Annotated in this window: 9 protein-coding genes, 1 pseudogene and 1 riboswitch; of the genes and pseudogenes, 3 read left to right on the top strand and 7 right to left on the bottom strand. The window is 71.3% G+C overall.

Annotated features, from left to right (window positions below):
* The first annotated feature begins 56 nt into the window (after window positions 1-56).
* Both FM076_RS32115 and metE read left to right on the top strand, forming a co-directional pair.
* Entirely contained in the window at window positions 57-1,577 is a 1,521-nt protein-coding gene (locus tag FM076_RS32115; protein WP_173874330.1) for a carotenoid oxygenase family protein, read from the top strand.
* Window positions 1,578-2,048: 471 nt separating this feature from the next.
* Window positions 2,049-2,269: riboswitch (cobalamin riboswitch) on the top strand.
* Between the two features lie 162 nt (window positions 2,270-2,431).
* Window positions 2,432-4,750, top strand: coding sequence for a 5-methyltetrahydropteroyltriglutamate--homocysteine S-methyltransferase (gene metE / locus FM076_RS32110; protein WP_173874329.1), 2,319 nt, complete (start codon window positions 2,432-2,434; stop codon window positions 4,748-4,750).
* A 180-nt stretch (window positions 4,751-4,930) separates the two neighbouring features.
* On the opposite strand, the gene FM076_RS32105 is transcribed toward metE, so the two are convergent.
* Window positions 4,931-5,497, bottom strand: coding sequence for a TetR/AcrR family transcriptional regulator (locus FM076_RS32105; RefSeq protein WP_173874328.1), 567 nt, complete (start codon window positions 5,495-5,497; stop codon window positions 4,931-4,933).
* A gap of 85 nt (window positions 5,498-5,582) precedes the next feature.
* Between FM076_RS32105 and FM076_RS32100 the strand changes: the two are divergent.
* A pseudogene (locus FM076_RS32100) lies at window positions 5,583-5,960 on the top strand (MFS transporter); the annotation flags it as partial.
* A 108-nt stretch (window positions 5,961-6,068) separates the two neighbouring features.
* Here the strand turns inward: FM076_RS32100 and FM076_RS32095 are convergent.
* The 6 genes from FM076_RS32095 to FM076_RS32070 all read right to left on the bottom strand — a co-directional run bounded on the left by FM076_RS32095 (window position 6,069) and on the right by FM076_RS32070 (window position 15,214).
* Window positions 6,069-6,842, bottom strand: a complete 774-nt coding sequence (locus FM076_RS32095; RefSeq protein ID WP_173874327.1) for a class I SAM-dependent methyltransferase — start codon at window positions 6,840-6,842, stop codon at window positions 6,069-6,071.
* Window positions 6,843-7,069: 227 nt separating this feature from the next.
* Window positions 7,070-8,125, bottom strand: coding sequence for a methyltransferase (locus FM076_RS32090; RefSeq protein ID WP_243274700.1), 1,056 nt, complete (start codon window positions 8,123-8,125; stop codon window positions 7,070-7,072).
* Window positions 8,122-8,397, bottom strand: a complete 276-nt coding sequence (locus FM076_RS33100; protein ID WP_202034945.1) for a hypothetical protein — start codon at window positions 8,395-8,397, stop codon at window positions 8,122-8,124. The genes FM076_RS32090 and FM076_RS33100 overlap by 4 nt, the downstream gene beginning before the upstream one ends.
* Window positions 8,398-8,975: 578 nt before the next feature.
* Window positions 8,976-9,848, bottom strand: coding sequence for an NAD(P)H-binding protein (locus tag FM076_RS32080; protein ID WP_173874326.1), 873 nt, complete (start codon window positions 9,846-9,848; stop codon window positions 8,976-8,978).
* A gap of 46 nt (window positions 9,849-9,894) precedes the next feature.
* Window positions 9,895-10,071, bottom strand: a complete 177-nt coding sequence (locus FM076_RS32075; RefSeq protein ID WP_173874325.1) for a hypothetical protein — start codon at window positions 10,069-10,071, stop codon at window positions 9,895-9,897.
* A gap of 754 nt (window positions 10,072-10,825) precedes the next feature.
* Complete coding sequence (locus tag FM076_RS32070) at window positions 10,826-15,214, bottom strand: non-ribosomal peptide synthetase (protein WP_173874324.1); 4,389 nt, start codon at window positions 15,212-15,214, stop codon at window positions 10,826-10,828.
* Window position 15,215 lies beyond the last annotated feature (1 nt).

The raw sequence follows: 15,215 nt of genomic DNA, 5'->3' as shown, positions 1-15,215 counted from the left end.
GCGCACAGCCGGGACTTCGGGGCGGCCGGTGCCTGAACCGGCGGACGGGAGTGATGATGAAGGGCCAGTCACGGCGCAGGGTTTTGCAGACAGGCGTGTTCGCCGCGGTCTCGGGTGCGGCAGCCGCGTCAACGACAGGCCGCGCCACAGCCGCCGTCCCCGCCACCCCACCCGGCCCCACCCCACCCGTCCGCAAGTCCGGGGGTGCCCTGCCGTTCCTGGAAGGCGCGTTCACGCCCGCGACCAAGGAGCTGACCGCGTTCGGCCTCGACGTCACCGGAAAGATCCCCCGTGACCTCGACGGCCGCTACCTGCGCACCGGCCCCAATGCCCTCGGCCTCGAAGATCCCCGCGCCCACCACTGGATGCTCGGCGACGGCATGGTCCACGGCGTCCGTCTGCGCGCCGGCCGCGCCGAGTGGTACCGCAACCGCTGGGTCCGCTCCTCCCAGGTCGCCGAAAAGCTCGGCGAAACCTACCCGGGCCCCCTCCCGCCGGACGACTTCGCCTGCAACACCCACGTCATCGGCTACAAGGGCCGCGTCCTCGCCCTGCAAGAGGGCGGCCCTCTGCCCTACGAGCTGGACGGCGACCTCTCGACCCTGCGCACGCACGACTTCCGCTCCACCCTCACGGGCTCGTTCACCGCTCACACCAAGTACGATCCGGCCGCCGACGAACTCCACGCGGTGACCTATTACCCCACCTGGGACCACGTGCGGCATCTGGTCATCGACCGCACCGGCCGCCTCACCCGCACCCACCGCATCCCGGTCGCGGACGCCCCGATGATGCACGACTTCGCCCTCACCGAAAAATATGTCGTCATCGTCGACGTCCCCCTCACCTTCGACGAACAAGCCGCCCGGGCCGGTGCCCTCGTCCCCTACGAGTGGAATCCCCGTCACCCCATGCGTCTGGGCGTGATGCCCCGCACAGGCGGAAACGTCCGCTGGTTCTCCATCGACCCCGTCTACTTCTCCCACACCCTCAACGCCTACGACGACGGCAACCGCCTCGTCATCGAGTACACCTCCATGCCCACCCCCTTCTACGCCGCCGGCCTCGGCAGCGGCGGCCCCACCGCCACCGGCGCCCCCACCCTGGACCGCTGGACCATCGACGTTCCCCGCAACCATGTCACCGCCACCCGCATCGACGACCTGCCCCAAGAGTTCCCCCGCATCAACGAACACCTCACCACCCGCCGCCACCGCTACGGCTACACCGCCAGCGCCGCCGAGATGTGGCGTGCCTACGAAACCGTGGACGGCCACATCCCCGACACCAAGTTCACCAACTGCCTCGTCAAGCACGACATGCTGCGCTCCACCCGCCAGGTACGCCGCTTCCCCACGGGCGCGGCCGTCAGCGAACCCGTCTTCGTGCCCCGCCGTGGCGCCCGCGACGAGGACGACGGCTACGTCCTGTCCTACGTCAACGACCCCGGCCGCGGCGCCACCGACCTCGTCATCCTCGCCGCCCAGGACTTCACCGGCCACCCTCTGGCCCGCATCCACCTGCCCGGCCGTGTGCCCCTCGGCTTCCACGGCAGCTGGGTAGCCGATGCCTGGTAGGTGGCGGATATCCGGGATGGTCGACGCGAGGGGGTCGCTGATGCCGGCGGGCAGGTGCGGATCGGCAGGGCGGCTGCGGTACCGCGTCGTCGGCGAGAGCGGTCAGGAAGGCCAGGGCGAGCATGACGAGGGCGCTGTGCCGTTGCCATGCCGCAGGGGGCAGGTGGCCGGTGACGGATGGTGTCCGCGCGGGCAGGGGTGCCCGTGACCGATCCTCACCCGTGTGGCACAGGAAACGGCGGGAACGTAGCCGATGCCGCGTGCTTCCAGGGCAGGCGATGCCCCATCCGGCGTCCGCAGTCCGCGAAACCGTCCTCGACGGTCGGCAGCACCAGCTCGGCCCGGAAGTACGGCACGCTTCGAAGTGTGCTGTCGCGAAGGACATCGAAGAGGTCGGACCATGCGCTCAGGTCACTCCCGCCTCGCCTCGCCCGGGGCGAAGCGCCCTACCCAGGTGCGCGGCTCACCGTCTACGCTGGCCGGGCAACTGGTTCGCCCCGTCCGCCAGGCGGGAGCGTCGTAAGAGGGAACCCGGTGGGATTCCGGGACTGCCCCGCAGCGGTGAGTGGGAACGACCGCCGTCATACGCACTGGACCCGACGGGTCCGGGAAGCGACGGCCAGTAGGGGTCCGCCGGACGACCGGCAGGCGCGCCCGCGAGTCCGAAGACCTGCCCGTTGCCCGCGCGCGCCCCCGCGTGTGCGGACATCCCGGTGACCTCGAGGGCGGGTCGGCGTACATGGACCGGTGGCCGGACACAGACCGAACGTCCGGGTGTCCGCCGGTCTCCCGTCACCTTCGCGTTCTCGTCATCGATCCGGGATTCGACGAGACATCTCGTGAAGGAGATCTCCGTGACAGGCAAGACCGCAGCCGCGGCAGCGCGAGCGACCGTGTACGGCTACCCCCGCCAGGGCCCCGACCGGGAGCTGAAGAAAGCCGTTGAGGGCTACTGGAAGGGGCGCGTCACCGCCGACGCTCTCCGGCGGACGGCGACCGACCTGCGCAAGGCCAACTGGCGGCAGCTCACCGACGCCGGGCTCCACGAGGTGCCCACCGGCGACTTCTCCTACTACGACCACATGCTGGACACCAGCGTGATGGTCGGAGCCGTCCCGGAACGTCACCGCGCGGCCGTGGAGGCCGACGCGCTGGACGGCTACTTCGCGATGGCCCGAGGCACGCGGGAGGTGGCGCCACTGGAGATGACCAAGTGGTTCGACACCAACTACCACTACCTGGTCCCCGAGCTGGGCCCGGACACCGTCTTCGCGGCGGACTCCGCGAAACAGGTCTCCGAGCTGCGGGAAGCTCTCGGCCTGGGCCTCGCGGCACGGCCCGTGATCGTCGGCCCCGTCACCTATCTCCTGCTGGCCAAGCCCGCTCCCGGCGTCGCCGGCTTCGAACCGCTGAGCCTGCTGGAGAAGCTGCTCCCGGTCTACGCGGAGGTCCTCGCGGACCTGCGGGCCGCGGGGGCGGAGTGGGTGCAGCTGGACGAGCCCGCGCTGGTGCAGGACCGCACAGCAGAGGAACTGGGGGCGGCCTCCCACGCCTACCAGGAGCTGAGCGGACTCGCGGACCGACCGAAACTGCTGATCGCCTCCTACTTCGACGGCCTTGGGGAGGCGCTTCCCGTCCTTGCCAGGACGCCGGTCGACGGGCTGGCGGTGGACTTCACCGGGGCGGCCGCAGCCAACCTGGATGCCATCGCCGCTGTCGGCGGGTTGCCCGGGAAGCGGCTGGTGGCCGGGGTCGTCAACGGCCGCAACGTCTGGATCAACGACCTGGCCGAGTCCCTGACCACCCTCGGCACCCTGCTCGGTCTCGCAGACCGGGTGGACGTGTCGGCCTCCTGTTCCCTGCTGCACGTACCGCTCGACGCCGAGGCCGAGCGCCACATCGCCCCGGAGGCTCTGCGCTGGCTCAGTTTCGCCCGGCAGAAGACGGCGGAACTCGTCACCCTCGCCAAGGGCCTGTCGGAGGGCACCGACGCCATCGCCGGTGAACTGGCCGCCAACCGCGCCGACCTGGCCTCCCGCGCGAACTCCGCCCTCACCCGCGACCCGGCCGTACGGGCCAGGGCAGCCGCCGTCACCGAGGCCCAGACCCGCCGCTCGCACCCCTACGCGGACCGGGCCAGGGCTCAGCGGGCGCGCCTGGGCCTGCCGCTGCTGCCGACCACCACGATCGGTTCGTTCCCGCAGACCGCCGAACTGCGCACCGCCCGGGCCGACTTGCGGGCCGGGCGGATCGACACGGCCGGATACGAGGAGCGGATCAGGACCGAGATCCGCGGCGTGCTGGCCTTCCAGGAGGAGGCGGGCATCGACGTCCTGGTGCACGGGGAGCCCGAGCGCAACGACATGGTGCAGTACTTCGCCGAGCAGCTCACCGGCTACCTGGCCACGCGGCACGGCTGGGTGCAGTCCTACGGGACCCGCTATGTCCGCCCGCCGATCCTGGCCGGTGACATCTCCCGTCCCGAACCGATGACGGTGCGCTGGACCGCGTACGCCCAGTCACTGACCGAACGCCCCGTCAAGGGCATGCTGACCGGGCCGGTCACCATGCTCGCCTGGTCCTTCGTCCGGGACGACCAACCGCACGGCGACACCGCACGCCAGGTCGCCCTCGCCCTCCGCGACGAGGTGGCAGACCTGGAGGCCGCGGGCACCTCGGTGATCCAGGTGGACGAACCCGCACTGCGCGAGACCCTGCCGCTGCGCGCCGCCGACCGGGACGCCTACCTGGCGTGGGCCACCGAAGCCTTCCGCCTCAGCACGGGAGGCGTTCGCCCGGACACCCAGATCCACACGCACATGTGCTACGCGGAGTTCGGCGACATCGTCCAGGCCATCGACGACCTCGACGCAGACGTCATCAGCCTGGAGGCCGCCCGCTCCCACATGCAGGTCGCCCGTGAACTGGCCGCCCGCGGCTATCCGCGCGAGGCGGGCCCAGGGGTCTACGACATCCACTCGCCCCGCGTGCCCGGCGTCCAGGAGATGGCGGCCCTGCTGCGCGAGGGCCTGGAGGCCATTCCAGCCGGACGTCTGTGGGTCAATCCTGACTGCGGGCTGAAGACCCGCGGCTGGCCCGAGACCCGCGCCTCCCTGGAAAACCTGGTCGCCGCGGCGCGCACGGTCCGCCGGGAACTGCTCGACAGGAAGTGACGGTTCCCCCTTCAGGCCGGGGCGGGCGGGCATGTCACGCTGCCGCCGCCCCGGCCTGACGGCACGCCGGCGCCGAGGCGGTCCTTGAGTCCACCGGCCGGTCAGCGCCTCTTCGTGGGCGGCATTTCGCCACGTCACCACGTCACCACGTCACCACGTGACGCGGTGACCAGGTCGAGGTCACAGCACTCGGTCGACCAGCGCGTCGATGTAGTCCGGGGTGAGCGGCCCCGCGCCGAACAGGACGCGGATGTACATCGGGGCCAGGATGTGGTCCAGCACGCCGAGCGCGTCGGGTGGGTGCTCGCCACGGTCGCGGGCGCGGTCGAATATGGACTGCAGTTGCCGGGTGCGTTCGGAGAGGAATGCGTCACGCGCCCGCAGGCCCTGTTCTCCGTTGTTGGACAGGGCGACGGCCAGGCGCAGCACCGCCAGGCCGTCGGGGCCGGTGATCTCGCGGGCCACGGCTGCCGCGTAGGCGCGCAGGTCACCGGCCAGGCTTCCGGTGTCGGGCATCGGCGACTGCGCGTTCAGGCGGGTGACCACCACGTCGGTGAGCAGGTTTTCCAGGCTGCCCCATCGGCGGTAGATGCTGCTGTCGGCCACGCCCGCGCGGGCCGCGACCTCGCCGACGGTGAAGTGTCCGTAGCCGCGTTCGCTGATCAGGCCGGTGACGGCCTGGTGCACCGCCGCACGGACGCGAGCGCTGCGGCCGCCGGGCCGCCGGGCTCGCTGTTGATCGTCCATGCCCCTCACCATAACGCAGCCCACGCTTGCGTTTACGAGATGAGCCACCGTACAGTCCTAACGCAGTCGACGACTGCTTTTATGGTGGTGGCGACTGGCGGTCGTCGGTGTCGTCTTCGCCCTGGCCATGTCCCCGCTGACCGGCGCGACCATCCAGGCCGTCAGCCCCCAGGAGGGCGGACTCGCGTCCGGCATCAGCAGCACCACCCGGCAGATCGGCGCGGTGCTCGGCGTAGCGGTGCTCGGAGCCCTCGTGCGCACCCGGGAATCCGGGGGCGCCTCCTTCGAGACCGGCCTCCATACCGCCTTTGTCGCGGCCGGTGCCGCCACCATGGCCACGGCCGTGCTCACGGGCCTGTGGCTGGTGAGGTCCACGCCCGCGGCCCCTTCTCCCCCATGGGAAGAACCCACCGCCCCACCCGCAGCCACCTCCCGCGTCGAACCGTCAGGGGACAGCCGCTGACACCGAGAACCGCCGGTGCCGGACAGCTGCTTTGCGCACAGCACCGATCCGGCGCCTTGCCGAGGGCGGGAGCGAGAGTGGGCTCGGCAAGGACCGGAACGCCACCGTCTAGCCGGCCGAGCCGGTATCCGCCGGCGGTACCTCGACAACGAAGAACAGGAAGCAGGGCTTGGTCGAGAAGGCGGGGAAGTCGTCGGGGAACAGCTCTCGCGCTGCCGGGTCGGGCTGCGGCTCGCTGATGGCGGAGACGCGGAAGCCGGCGGCGGCGAAGGCGTCCGTCATCGCGTGCAGCGGTTTGCGCCAGAACTTCATCGGGACGGTCTGCCCGCCGAACGACCAGTCGAAGGTGTAGCTGGTGGTCGCGAAGTAGTCGGGCCTCGGTTCCTGGAGCGTGTAAGCCACGAACGGGTGGTCCACCGACGCGATCAGCCGCCCGCCGGGCCTGAGTACGCGCCGCAACTCGGCCAGCGTCGGCCCCCAGTCCTCCAGGTAGTGCAGAACCAGCGACGAGACCACGACGTCGAACGCGCCGTCGTCGAACGGCAGGCGGTCGCGCAGATCGACCTGGTACAGGTCCGCGTCGCCGCCGAGCCGCCGCTCGGCCAGCGCCAGCATCCCGGCGCTGATGTCGATGCCGGTGACGACGGCCCCGCGTTCGCGCAGTGCCGCGGACAGGGGGCCCGAGCCGCACCCGGCGTCCAGGACCCGGCAGCCGGCCACGTCTCCGGCCAGTGTCAGCATCGCGGGCCGCGCGTAGTACGCGTTCACGAGATTGTTCTCGTTCTCCGCCGAGTACGCCTCGGCGAAACTGTCGTAGTCATTCACCTCAGCCGGTTCCACAGACCGGGTGAGGTACTCAGACCGACCGGTTGCTCGTTCCATCGCGGCAGCCTAGTGGCACTGGGGGCATCACTCAGGCCCCGGTTCACCTTCGCACATGATCGCGGTGGGGTGGGCGCCGAACGGGACGGCCTCGACGTGGTGGTGGGAGTGCACACGCGACATCATGCGGTCCTCCCTCGCCCCGTGCCGGCGGCGGTGCCTGTGCCGACACGGGGCCTTCGCTCCGGTCGTCGGTTCGGACAGGGCGGGCGGAGTGTGTGTCCGCCTCACACAGGGGTTGCGACGATGACGCTCATGGAAGAGGAGGTGGGCCGGGTCTCGACGTGCCGCAGGCCCGCCCGTTCGAAGAGGGCGACGAATTCGGCCTCGGTGCGGCTCTGCCCGGTCAGCAGCGTCATCATCACGATGTCCTCGAACTTGCCGAAGTGCGGTACATCGCCCTCCGGCAGCACTTCGTCGATGATGAGCAACCTGCTGCGCGCGTCCATGGCTTTGCGCACGTTGCGCAGGATCGTCACCGAGTCCGCGTCGTCCCAGTCGTGCATGATCCACGACAGGACATAGGTGTCCCCGCCGGCGGGCACCGAGTCGAGGAAGTCGCCGCCGACACACTGCACTCGCTCGGACAACCCGGCCGCCTTCAGATGCGCCTCGGCCTCCGGCACCACCCTGGGCAGGTCGAACACGAGGGCGCGCATGCCCGGGTAGCGCTCCGCCAAGGTGCCCGCCAGAACGCCCCGTCCGCCCCCGACATCGACCAGGAGATTCACGTCGGAGAGGTCATAGGAGTCCAGGGTCGCCGAGCCGACCATGCGGGACATGCTCGACATGGCGCCGTTGAAGAGCGCGCCCAGTTCCGGGTGGTCGGCGAAGTAGCTCCACCAGTCCTGACCGTGCAGGTGGTCGAAGGAGGGTTTTCCGGTGCGCAGGCTGTGGATCACGTGGGTGAACGCACGCTGGCGCTCGGGCATACCCACATAGCGGGCGAGGTCGCGCATCGAACCGGGGACGTCGCTGCGCAGCGTCTCGGCAAGCGGTGTCAGGGCGAAGTGCCGCGGGGTGACCTCGGTGAACACCCCGACGCTCGCCAGTGCCCGCAGCGCCCGGTAGAGGGCGTTGCTGTCGCTGCCGGTGGCCGCGGCCAGTTCGTCGACATGGCGCGGGGAGTCGCCGGCCTCGTCGGCGACACCCAGTTCGGCCACCGCGATGAGCAGTTGGCTGACCAGAGAGCTGTACAGCATTTCGTACATACGGACCGCGGGCGGCACATCACCGGGTCCCACCGCGGGCATCCCGTTGACATTGGGAACGGTCTCGGTCATGACTCCCTCTCTCGGGTCAGATGTGTGAAGGTCTCAGCCGTTGTCAGGAACGAGGCCACGGGATGTTCCGGGCCGCCGCCTATGGCGTTCAAGCCGATCTCGCTCGGCAGCCGCGGGTCGTCCCCTTCGGTGAGGAAGACGTTCTCGTCTCCCTGCCACAGCGAAATATTGTGGTGGCAGCCGTTCGCGGAGACGCCCGTGAACGGCTTCGGCATGAAGCGCGGGTACACGTGCGTCTCCCGGCCGACCTGCCGGTACACCTGCCGGTACACCTGTCGGTGGACGGTGGATTGCCCGCCGTGGTGCCGGCGTCGTCGAATGCGAAGTCCAGCCCCAACTGGCCCGGGGCGTCCTCGTGGTCGCCCTGGATCATGGTGAGCCCCATCGCCTCGCTGTACTCGTGGACGCGATGGATCACCGGCCGCAGCTCGGAGAACTGGTCGATGTGATAGCAGTACGGCTTCGTCCTGCCAACGACGGAGGGGGCGCCGTCCGGATCGAGCTTCAGCCACCTCATCTCTGATGCGGTGCCCGCCCGCGGCTGGAGGCCGGTCTCGCGCTGGAAGTCCTCGGGACCCGTTGCAGGTTGCCGCGGCGGCCGGACGGGAGGAAGGCGCCCGGGTCCTCTTCTTCCTCGCGGCCTCGGAACAAGGTGCTGAAGGCGCGTGCGGCGCGCGGATCCCAGGGCAGGACCCGGAATGTCCCGGATTCGGGTACACCCGCCAGCTCCCAGGCCCCGGCGTCGTCATCGAAGGCGAACAGGCGTATGCGCCGAGAGGTCATCGTGTTCTTCTCCCTTCACCGACCGTGGGGCCGGGGTTGTGCGGGGGCGCCGTGCGCGCGACGTCCCTCATGCGAGGAGCGGACGCAGCACGGCGTGTGCCCAGGCGCCGAGGCTGGTCGGGGTCGTCGTGAGGGCGGAGCGCTCGTCCTCGGGGGTGAAGTCCTTCGTCAGTCCGGCCGACATACCGACGACCGCCTCGACCTGCTTGGGGCCCAGCCCGCTGTCCGAGAGCGTCTTGCGCAGCTCGCCCTCACCGGTCCGCACGGCCTCGACCGGCCTGCCGGTGGCCTTTGAGACGATCTCCGCCGCCTGCGCGGCCGTGAGGTCGCACGGCCCGTGGACGGCCTGCACCCACCGGCCCGACCACCCGTCGCGGAGCAGTCTGGCGACGGCCACGTCTCCGATGTCGCGCGGGTCGACCCAGGGCATCGGGTGGTCCACGGGAAACGGAGTGGCCAGCACGCCCTGGCGGAGCCGGGCGAGGTCCATCAGGAGGTTGGAGAAGAAGTAGCCGCAGCGCAGATGGGTGACCGCGGTCCCCAGCCTGTCGAGCTGCTCCTCGGTCCGGGCCAGGCCGTCGATCTCGCCGACACCGTGCCGCTTCTCGGCGCCCACACTGCTCAGGAAGACCGTCCGGCCGATGCCGTTGTGCTGGATGGCCCGTGCGGCGTTGGCCCCCATCAAGGCATAGGTGGCGACCGGGTCCGGATCGCGGTCCAGTGCCTCGGCCCAGAACAGCGCGTCGACGCCTTCGGTGGCCTTGACGACCGCGTCGGTGTCGCGTTGATCGCACTGAACGGCGCGTACCCTCCCGGCGGTTCCAGGGCTGAGCTTCGAGGGGTCCCGGAGCAGCAGTGTGGGCCGGACCCCTGCCTGGATCAGCAGCTCGGTGACGCGCGATCCCACCTTGCCGGTCGGTGTGGTGACGGCGATACGCATGCGGTTCCCTGCCTTTTCTTCACAGGTGGAACGGTCTTGGTGCGCTTCACCCCGCGCGCTCCTCGCCGCGCATCGGTCCGTCGCCGTGTTTCTCGACGAACGCGGTGATGAGGGCGTCCTGGTCCCTGAGCGGGCCCCGGCCTTCGCACGGCGCGTGGAGCGCCGAGCTGCGCTCGTGATGCGTCCGCCGCGTCGTGTCGTAGGGCATGCTGGTGAATGCCACCGACTGGTAGAGGGCGTGTACAGCTCCGGTACAGCTCGTGCGGTCGTCTCTCCAGCGCGCGGTGTGCGAGGAACGACGAGTCGGCCGCGTGCGCCGAGAGTTCCTGGCCGACCTCGGCCATCCGGTCGGACGCGCCCGGAAACCCGGTGGCGCAGCAGGCGCGGATCTCGCCGGGTGACGACAGGTCCGAGAACTCCCACCGCGGTGTCGCGGCTCACCCACAAGCCGTCGGGGTGCGTCTGGGCGATGGCTTCCCGCACCGCGCTGTGGGCCCCGTCGCAGCCGACGGGCAGAACGGCGGGTACCCACGCGGTGCCGCCGTCGCAGCCCTGTATCAGGGCGGCGGGACGGGCGGTGCCCACATCGACGCACGTCTGCCCGCCGTGGATGCGGACGCCCGCTCGCAGCGCGTGGTCCCGCAGGACGTTCCGCGGGGTCCGGCACGGGAAGGACAGCAGGTGGTGCGGGTCGGCGATGCCGTAGGGCTGTGTGGAGAGCGCGCCGTCACGGTGGTGGAGGGTCCGTTTGACCAGCACGAGGCCCTGGAGGTGGAGGCGGCGCCTGGCCGGCCCGGGCAGGCAGTCGAGCCCGCGCGAGGTGAGGGTGGGGTTGAAGGAGTTGCCGGATTCCGGCTCGACCGCCGCCTCCTCCTCTTCCTCTGCCTCTTCCTCCTTCTCGGAGCCATCCACCCGCACGCCCTGCCTCCGCAACAGCGTGGCCAGCGCGCGGCTGACCGGGCGGCCGGCGCCGACGCTCACCACCGAGTGCCCGCCCGGCTCAGGCGCCGTACGTGAGGCAGGGGCCCGCCAGCCCCCGGGGCCGCGCCGACGGCACCGGCCGCACGGAAGTACGCGAACATCCGCCGGAGCCAACGCGTGTCCGCCGCCGGGAGGGGACATCCCAGGCCGGCGAGGGCGCGTTCGGTCCTCTCGTTGTCGAACGAGATGTTTCCGAGGCGCATCGCGCCTTCCCGCATGAGGGGCACCAGGGGACCGAGCCCCTGCTGCTGGTCGCCGGACTCGACCTGGCTTTCCAACGCGGTCATCCACGTGTCGTGCGAGGTCGGGCGCACCGGGTATCCCTCCGCGCGGATGGTCTGGAGGATCTCGCACCAGGTGAGTCCGCGCGGGTGGAACAGGTGCCAGTTCTCGTTGTCCGTCCCGGTCCCGGAGAGCCGGACGATCGCCCTCGCCACGTAGTCCACGGGGAGCAGGTCGACGGCCGGCGTCCCGGTGATGTCCTCCGGGTAGCGGCCGAGCGCCGCGAAGCCTTTCAGCTGGAGCCAGAAGAAGTCGTCGTGCCGGCAGGCTCCGGTGCGGCTGTGTCCGCCGATGCGGCCGACCCGGTGCACCGTGACAGGCAGGCCGAACTCCCGTGCCCGCAGCGCCACATGCTCGGCGACCCACTTGCTCTGCAGGTACCCGATGCCCAGCGAGGCGGGGTCGCCCGGCACCGCACGCTCCCCGACCGGGCCGGCCGTGGAGTCCGGCGGGAAGACACCGAGGGTCGAGATCACACGCAGCGGTGTGCGGTTGATTCCGCAGAATTCGAGGAGCCGCCGCATGCCGTCGACATTCGTGTGCTTCACGGTGTGGTACGGGACGACGAAGTTGATGTGGGCGGCGGCGTGGTAGACCTCGCTCACTCCGCGTACCCGCGCCTCGTACTCCTCCCCCAGGCCGAGGCGGGGCCTGGTGAGATCGCCGGGCCAGATCTCGGCCTCGTCGATCCTGGAGGTGTCGAGTGCGAACTTCCGCAACGCCGCGCGCAGCCGCCCCCGCCCCTCCTCCACACTGCCGGCGCGGAGCAGACAGGCCACACGGCGGCCGGTGCGCTGGAGTTCGTCGAGGAGGTGGCTGCCGAGGAATCCGGTGGCGCCGGTGAGCAGGACGGTGCCGTCCGCCGGCGCGCTGCGCTCCCCGACCGCGAGATCCCGCAACCGGGCCTCGTGGCGCAGGTCCGGCAGTGTGCCGGCCCGGTCGCCGCCGAGGCTCCGCGCCATGCCGCGCACTGTGGGCGTGCTCAGGAGCGCCGACAGGGCGACGTCGCTGCCCAGCCGCTCCTTGGTCAGCCGGTGCAACTGGACGGCGAGCAGGGAGTGCCCGCCCTCCTCGAAGAAGTCGGCATCCGGTGTGGCGGGCCGGTGCCCGAACACCTGCGTCCACACCTCGGCCATCGCCCGCTCGGCGTCGGTCCAGTCCGCGCCGGGCCCGTCCCCGTCCTCGTCGGCGGGGTCGGGCCGGGCGTCGGTCTTCAGCAGCGCCTCCAGCGCCCGTCGGTCGGTCTTCCCGTTCGGTGTCAGCGGAAAGGTGTCGATGCGCGTGACCGTCCGGGGAATCATGTAGCCGGGCAGGTGGGCGCCGAGGAGGGCCCGCCAGTCCGGCGGGAGCGGAGCGCCGCTCCGCACGAAGGCGTGCAGGACACGGTCACCGCCCGCGGGCACGACGATCACCGCCGCCGCCTCCACCTCCAGCTCCCGCTCCAGTGCGGCCTCGACCTCACCCGGCTCGACCCGGTACCCGCGGATCTTGACCTGGTCGTCCTCCCGTCCGCGGTAGTGCAGCCGCCCGTCGGCCGCCAGCACGACGATGTCCCCGGTGCGGTACATCAGCTGCCCCGGCACGAACGGATCGGACACCATGGCCCGGCTCGTCCTCTCCGGCAGGCCGATGTATCCGGGCGAGACGACCGGTCCCGCGACGCACAGCTCCCCCTCGACTCCGAACGGCGCGCGCTGCGCCGCTTCGGTGTCGCTCAGCACATACGCGTCGACACCGGCGACCACGCGGCCGATCGACGGGAGCGCCGGCCATGTGCCGGGGTCCGCCGGGAGTCGGTCCTCGCTGCACAGGTGCGCCTCGGACGGGCCGTAGGCGTTGATCAGCCGGGCCTCGGGGTTGCGCCGGAACATCTCGCGCAGGTCGTCGGTGATCACCAGTCGCTCGCCCGTGACGTACACCTCGCGCAGGTCCGGCAGGACCGCCCCGGACAACCGTACGGCGGCGGCGAGTTCGCGGAGCGCGACGTAGGGGAAGTACGCACGCTCGATCCGCTGCCCGGCCATGAACGCGGCCAGCTGCGCGAAGTCGGTGCGGGCGTCGGCCGGCGGTATGACGAGGGTGCCTCCGCCGCACAGGGTCCCGAAGACCTCCAGGGTGAACACGTCGAACGCCGGCGGCATGTACTGGAGGGTGTTCATCCGGCGCCCGGACGAGAGGATGTGCTGGTTGCGGACCAGGTTGGCCAATGTGGTCTCCGGCAGCCCGACGCCCTTGGGCCGGCCCGTCGAGCCGGAGGTGTAGACGACGTACGCCGTGTCCCGCGGCGTCTTCCGCTCCCGCTCGGGCGGTGCCCCGGCGCGGGAGATCCGGGACAGGTCGACGGCTTCGAGGCCCTCGGGCAGCTCGACATCCGCCGCAGTGGTCCCGGCCGCGCGCACCAGGATCCGCGCGCCGCAGTCGCGCAGGATGAAGCCCAGCCGCTCCGGTGGATGGCCGGCGTCGAGCACGACGTAGCTGCCGCCGGCCCGGAGGATGCCCAGGATCGTCACCACGAGGTCGGTACCGGGAAGCATCAGCACGGCGACGGGCGCGCCGGCGCGGACTCCCCGGTCCGCGAGGCCCGTGGCCACCGCATCGGCCCGGCGTGCCAGCTCGGCGTAGTCCGTCGTCACGCCGTCCGCCACGACCGCCGGGTCGGCGGGTGTCGCCTGGGCGCTCGCGGTGAACCGGTCCGCCGTCAGCTCGGTGCCCAGCTGCGGCGCATCGGCCCGGCGGGCGCAGAACCCGGCGATCGCCCGCTCCTCCTCGTCACTGGTCCAGCGCAGGTCGTGGACCCGGGTGTCCGGTGCGTCCAGCACGCTCTCGGCCAGCGTCCTCAGGCGCTGGGCCAGACAGCCGGTGAAGCTCTCGCCGTCGTCCGCCGCCGTGGTGTGCTCGACGACCAGCGTGTAGTGATCCGGGGTCTCGTCCACCAGGAGCGCCAGGTCGTACTTCGCTCCTCCCGGCACGTGCTCCCATGTGTCCGCTCCCCACTCGCGCAGGTCCAGCCGGCGGGAGCCGGACGGCATCACGGTGATCATGGCGTTGAAGAGATCGCCGGCGCCGCCGAGGTCGGCGCCGGACGCCCGGAGTTCGCCCACCACCGCCTCCAGCGGGGTGTGCCGGTGCCGGAGCGCTTCGAGGATGTCGCGCTTCACCGCACGGAGCACGTCCCGCGCGCTCGCACCGGCCGTCAGCCGGTGCCGGAGCACGACGGTGTTGGTGAGGTGCCCGAGGACCTCCGCGTCCCCGGTGTCCCGCACGGTGACCGGGATGCCGAGGAGGAGGTCGTCCTGGCGGGTCTGCCGGTGCAGCAGCACGAAGCCGAGGGCGACGAAGAACATGCTGGTGGTGATCGCCTCGGCGCGGCAGAACTCGGCCACCCGGGCGGACAGCCCCTCGTCCAGGACAAGGGTTCGGGTGAGGTGGCGGGCGGGGCCCTCGCCCGGCAGGCCGATCCTCGGCGGGGCCGGCGCGTCGGCCAGCCTGTTCCGCCAGTGGTCCGGCGCCTCGGCCCGCCTCCACCGCTCGGTCCAGCGCGCGTAGGACTCGACGGCCTGGCGCCGTGCCCGCACATCCGGTTCACGGCCCGCCGCCAGCGCGGTGTAGGCCGCCTCCAGCCGGCTGAGGTAGGGCTTGAAGGACATGCCGTCGAAGACGGTGTGGTGGATGTTGAAGACCAGCACGCTCCGGCCCTGCGCTGGAAGGCGGAGGTGCCGCACGTGCACGAGGGGCCCGGCGAGCAGGTCGAACCGGATCCCCGCGACCTCCGCCACCTGTTCGGCCACCCAGCCGTCGGGGTCGGGCCCCGCGTGGTCGCGCTCGTCGGTGATCGGTTCCAGCTCATGGTGCACGATCTGGCTCAGCTCGCCGTCGGCGTCCATCTCGAACGTGGTGCGCAGCGCGGAGTGTGCCCGGTGTACGGCTCGCAGCGCCTCGACGAGGACGGCGTGGTCCAGCGTCACCCGCAGCGGCAGCAGCAGGGGCTGGTTGTACGCCGTGGAGTCCGCGCCGTAGACGCTCGCGAACCACATGCCGGGCTGGGCCGGTGACGCGGGGAAACGCACCGCGTCGGGGGCCGGTCGGTTGCTCGGAGAGGTCATC

The sequence above is a fragment of the Streptomyces albus subsp. chlorinus genome (assembly GCF_013302895.1).
Lineage (GTDB): Bacteria > Actinomycetota > Actinomycetes > Streptomycetales > Streptomycetaceae > Streptomyces > Streptomyces chlorinus.
The sequence above is the reverse complement of the archived record's forward strand: the minus strand, read 5'-3'. Positions and strand labels throughout refer to the sequence as shown.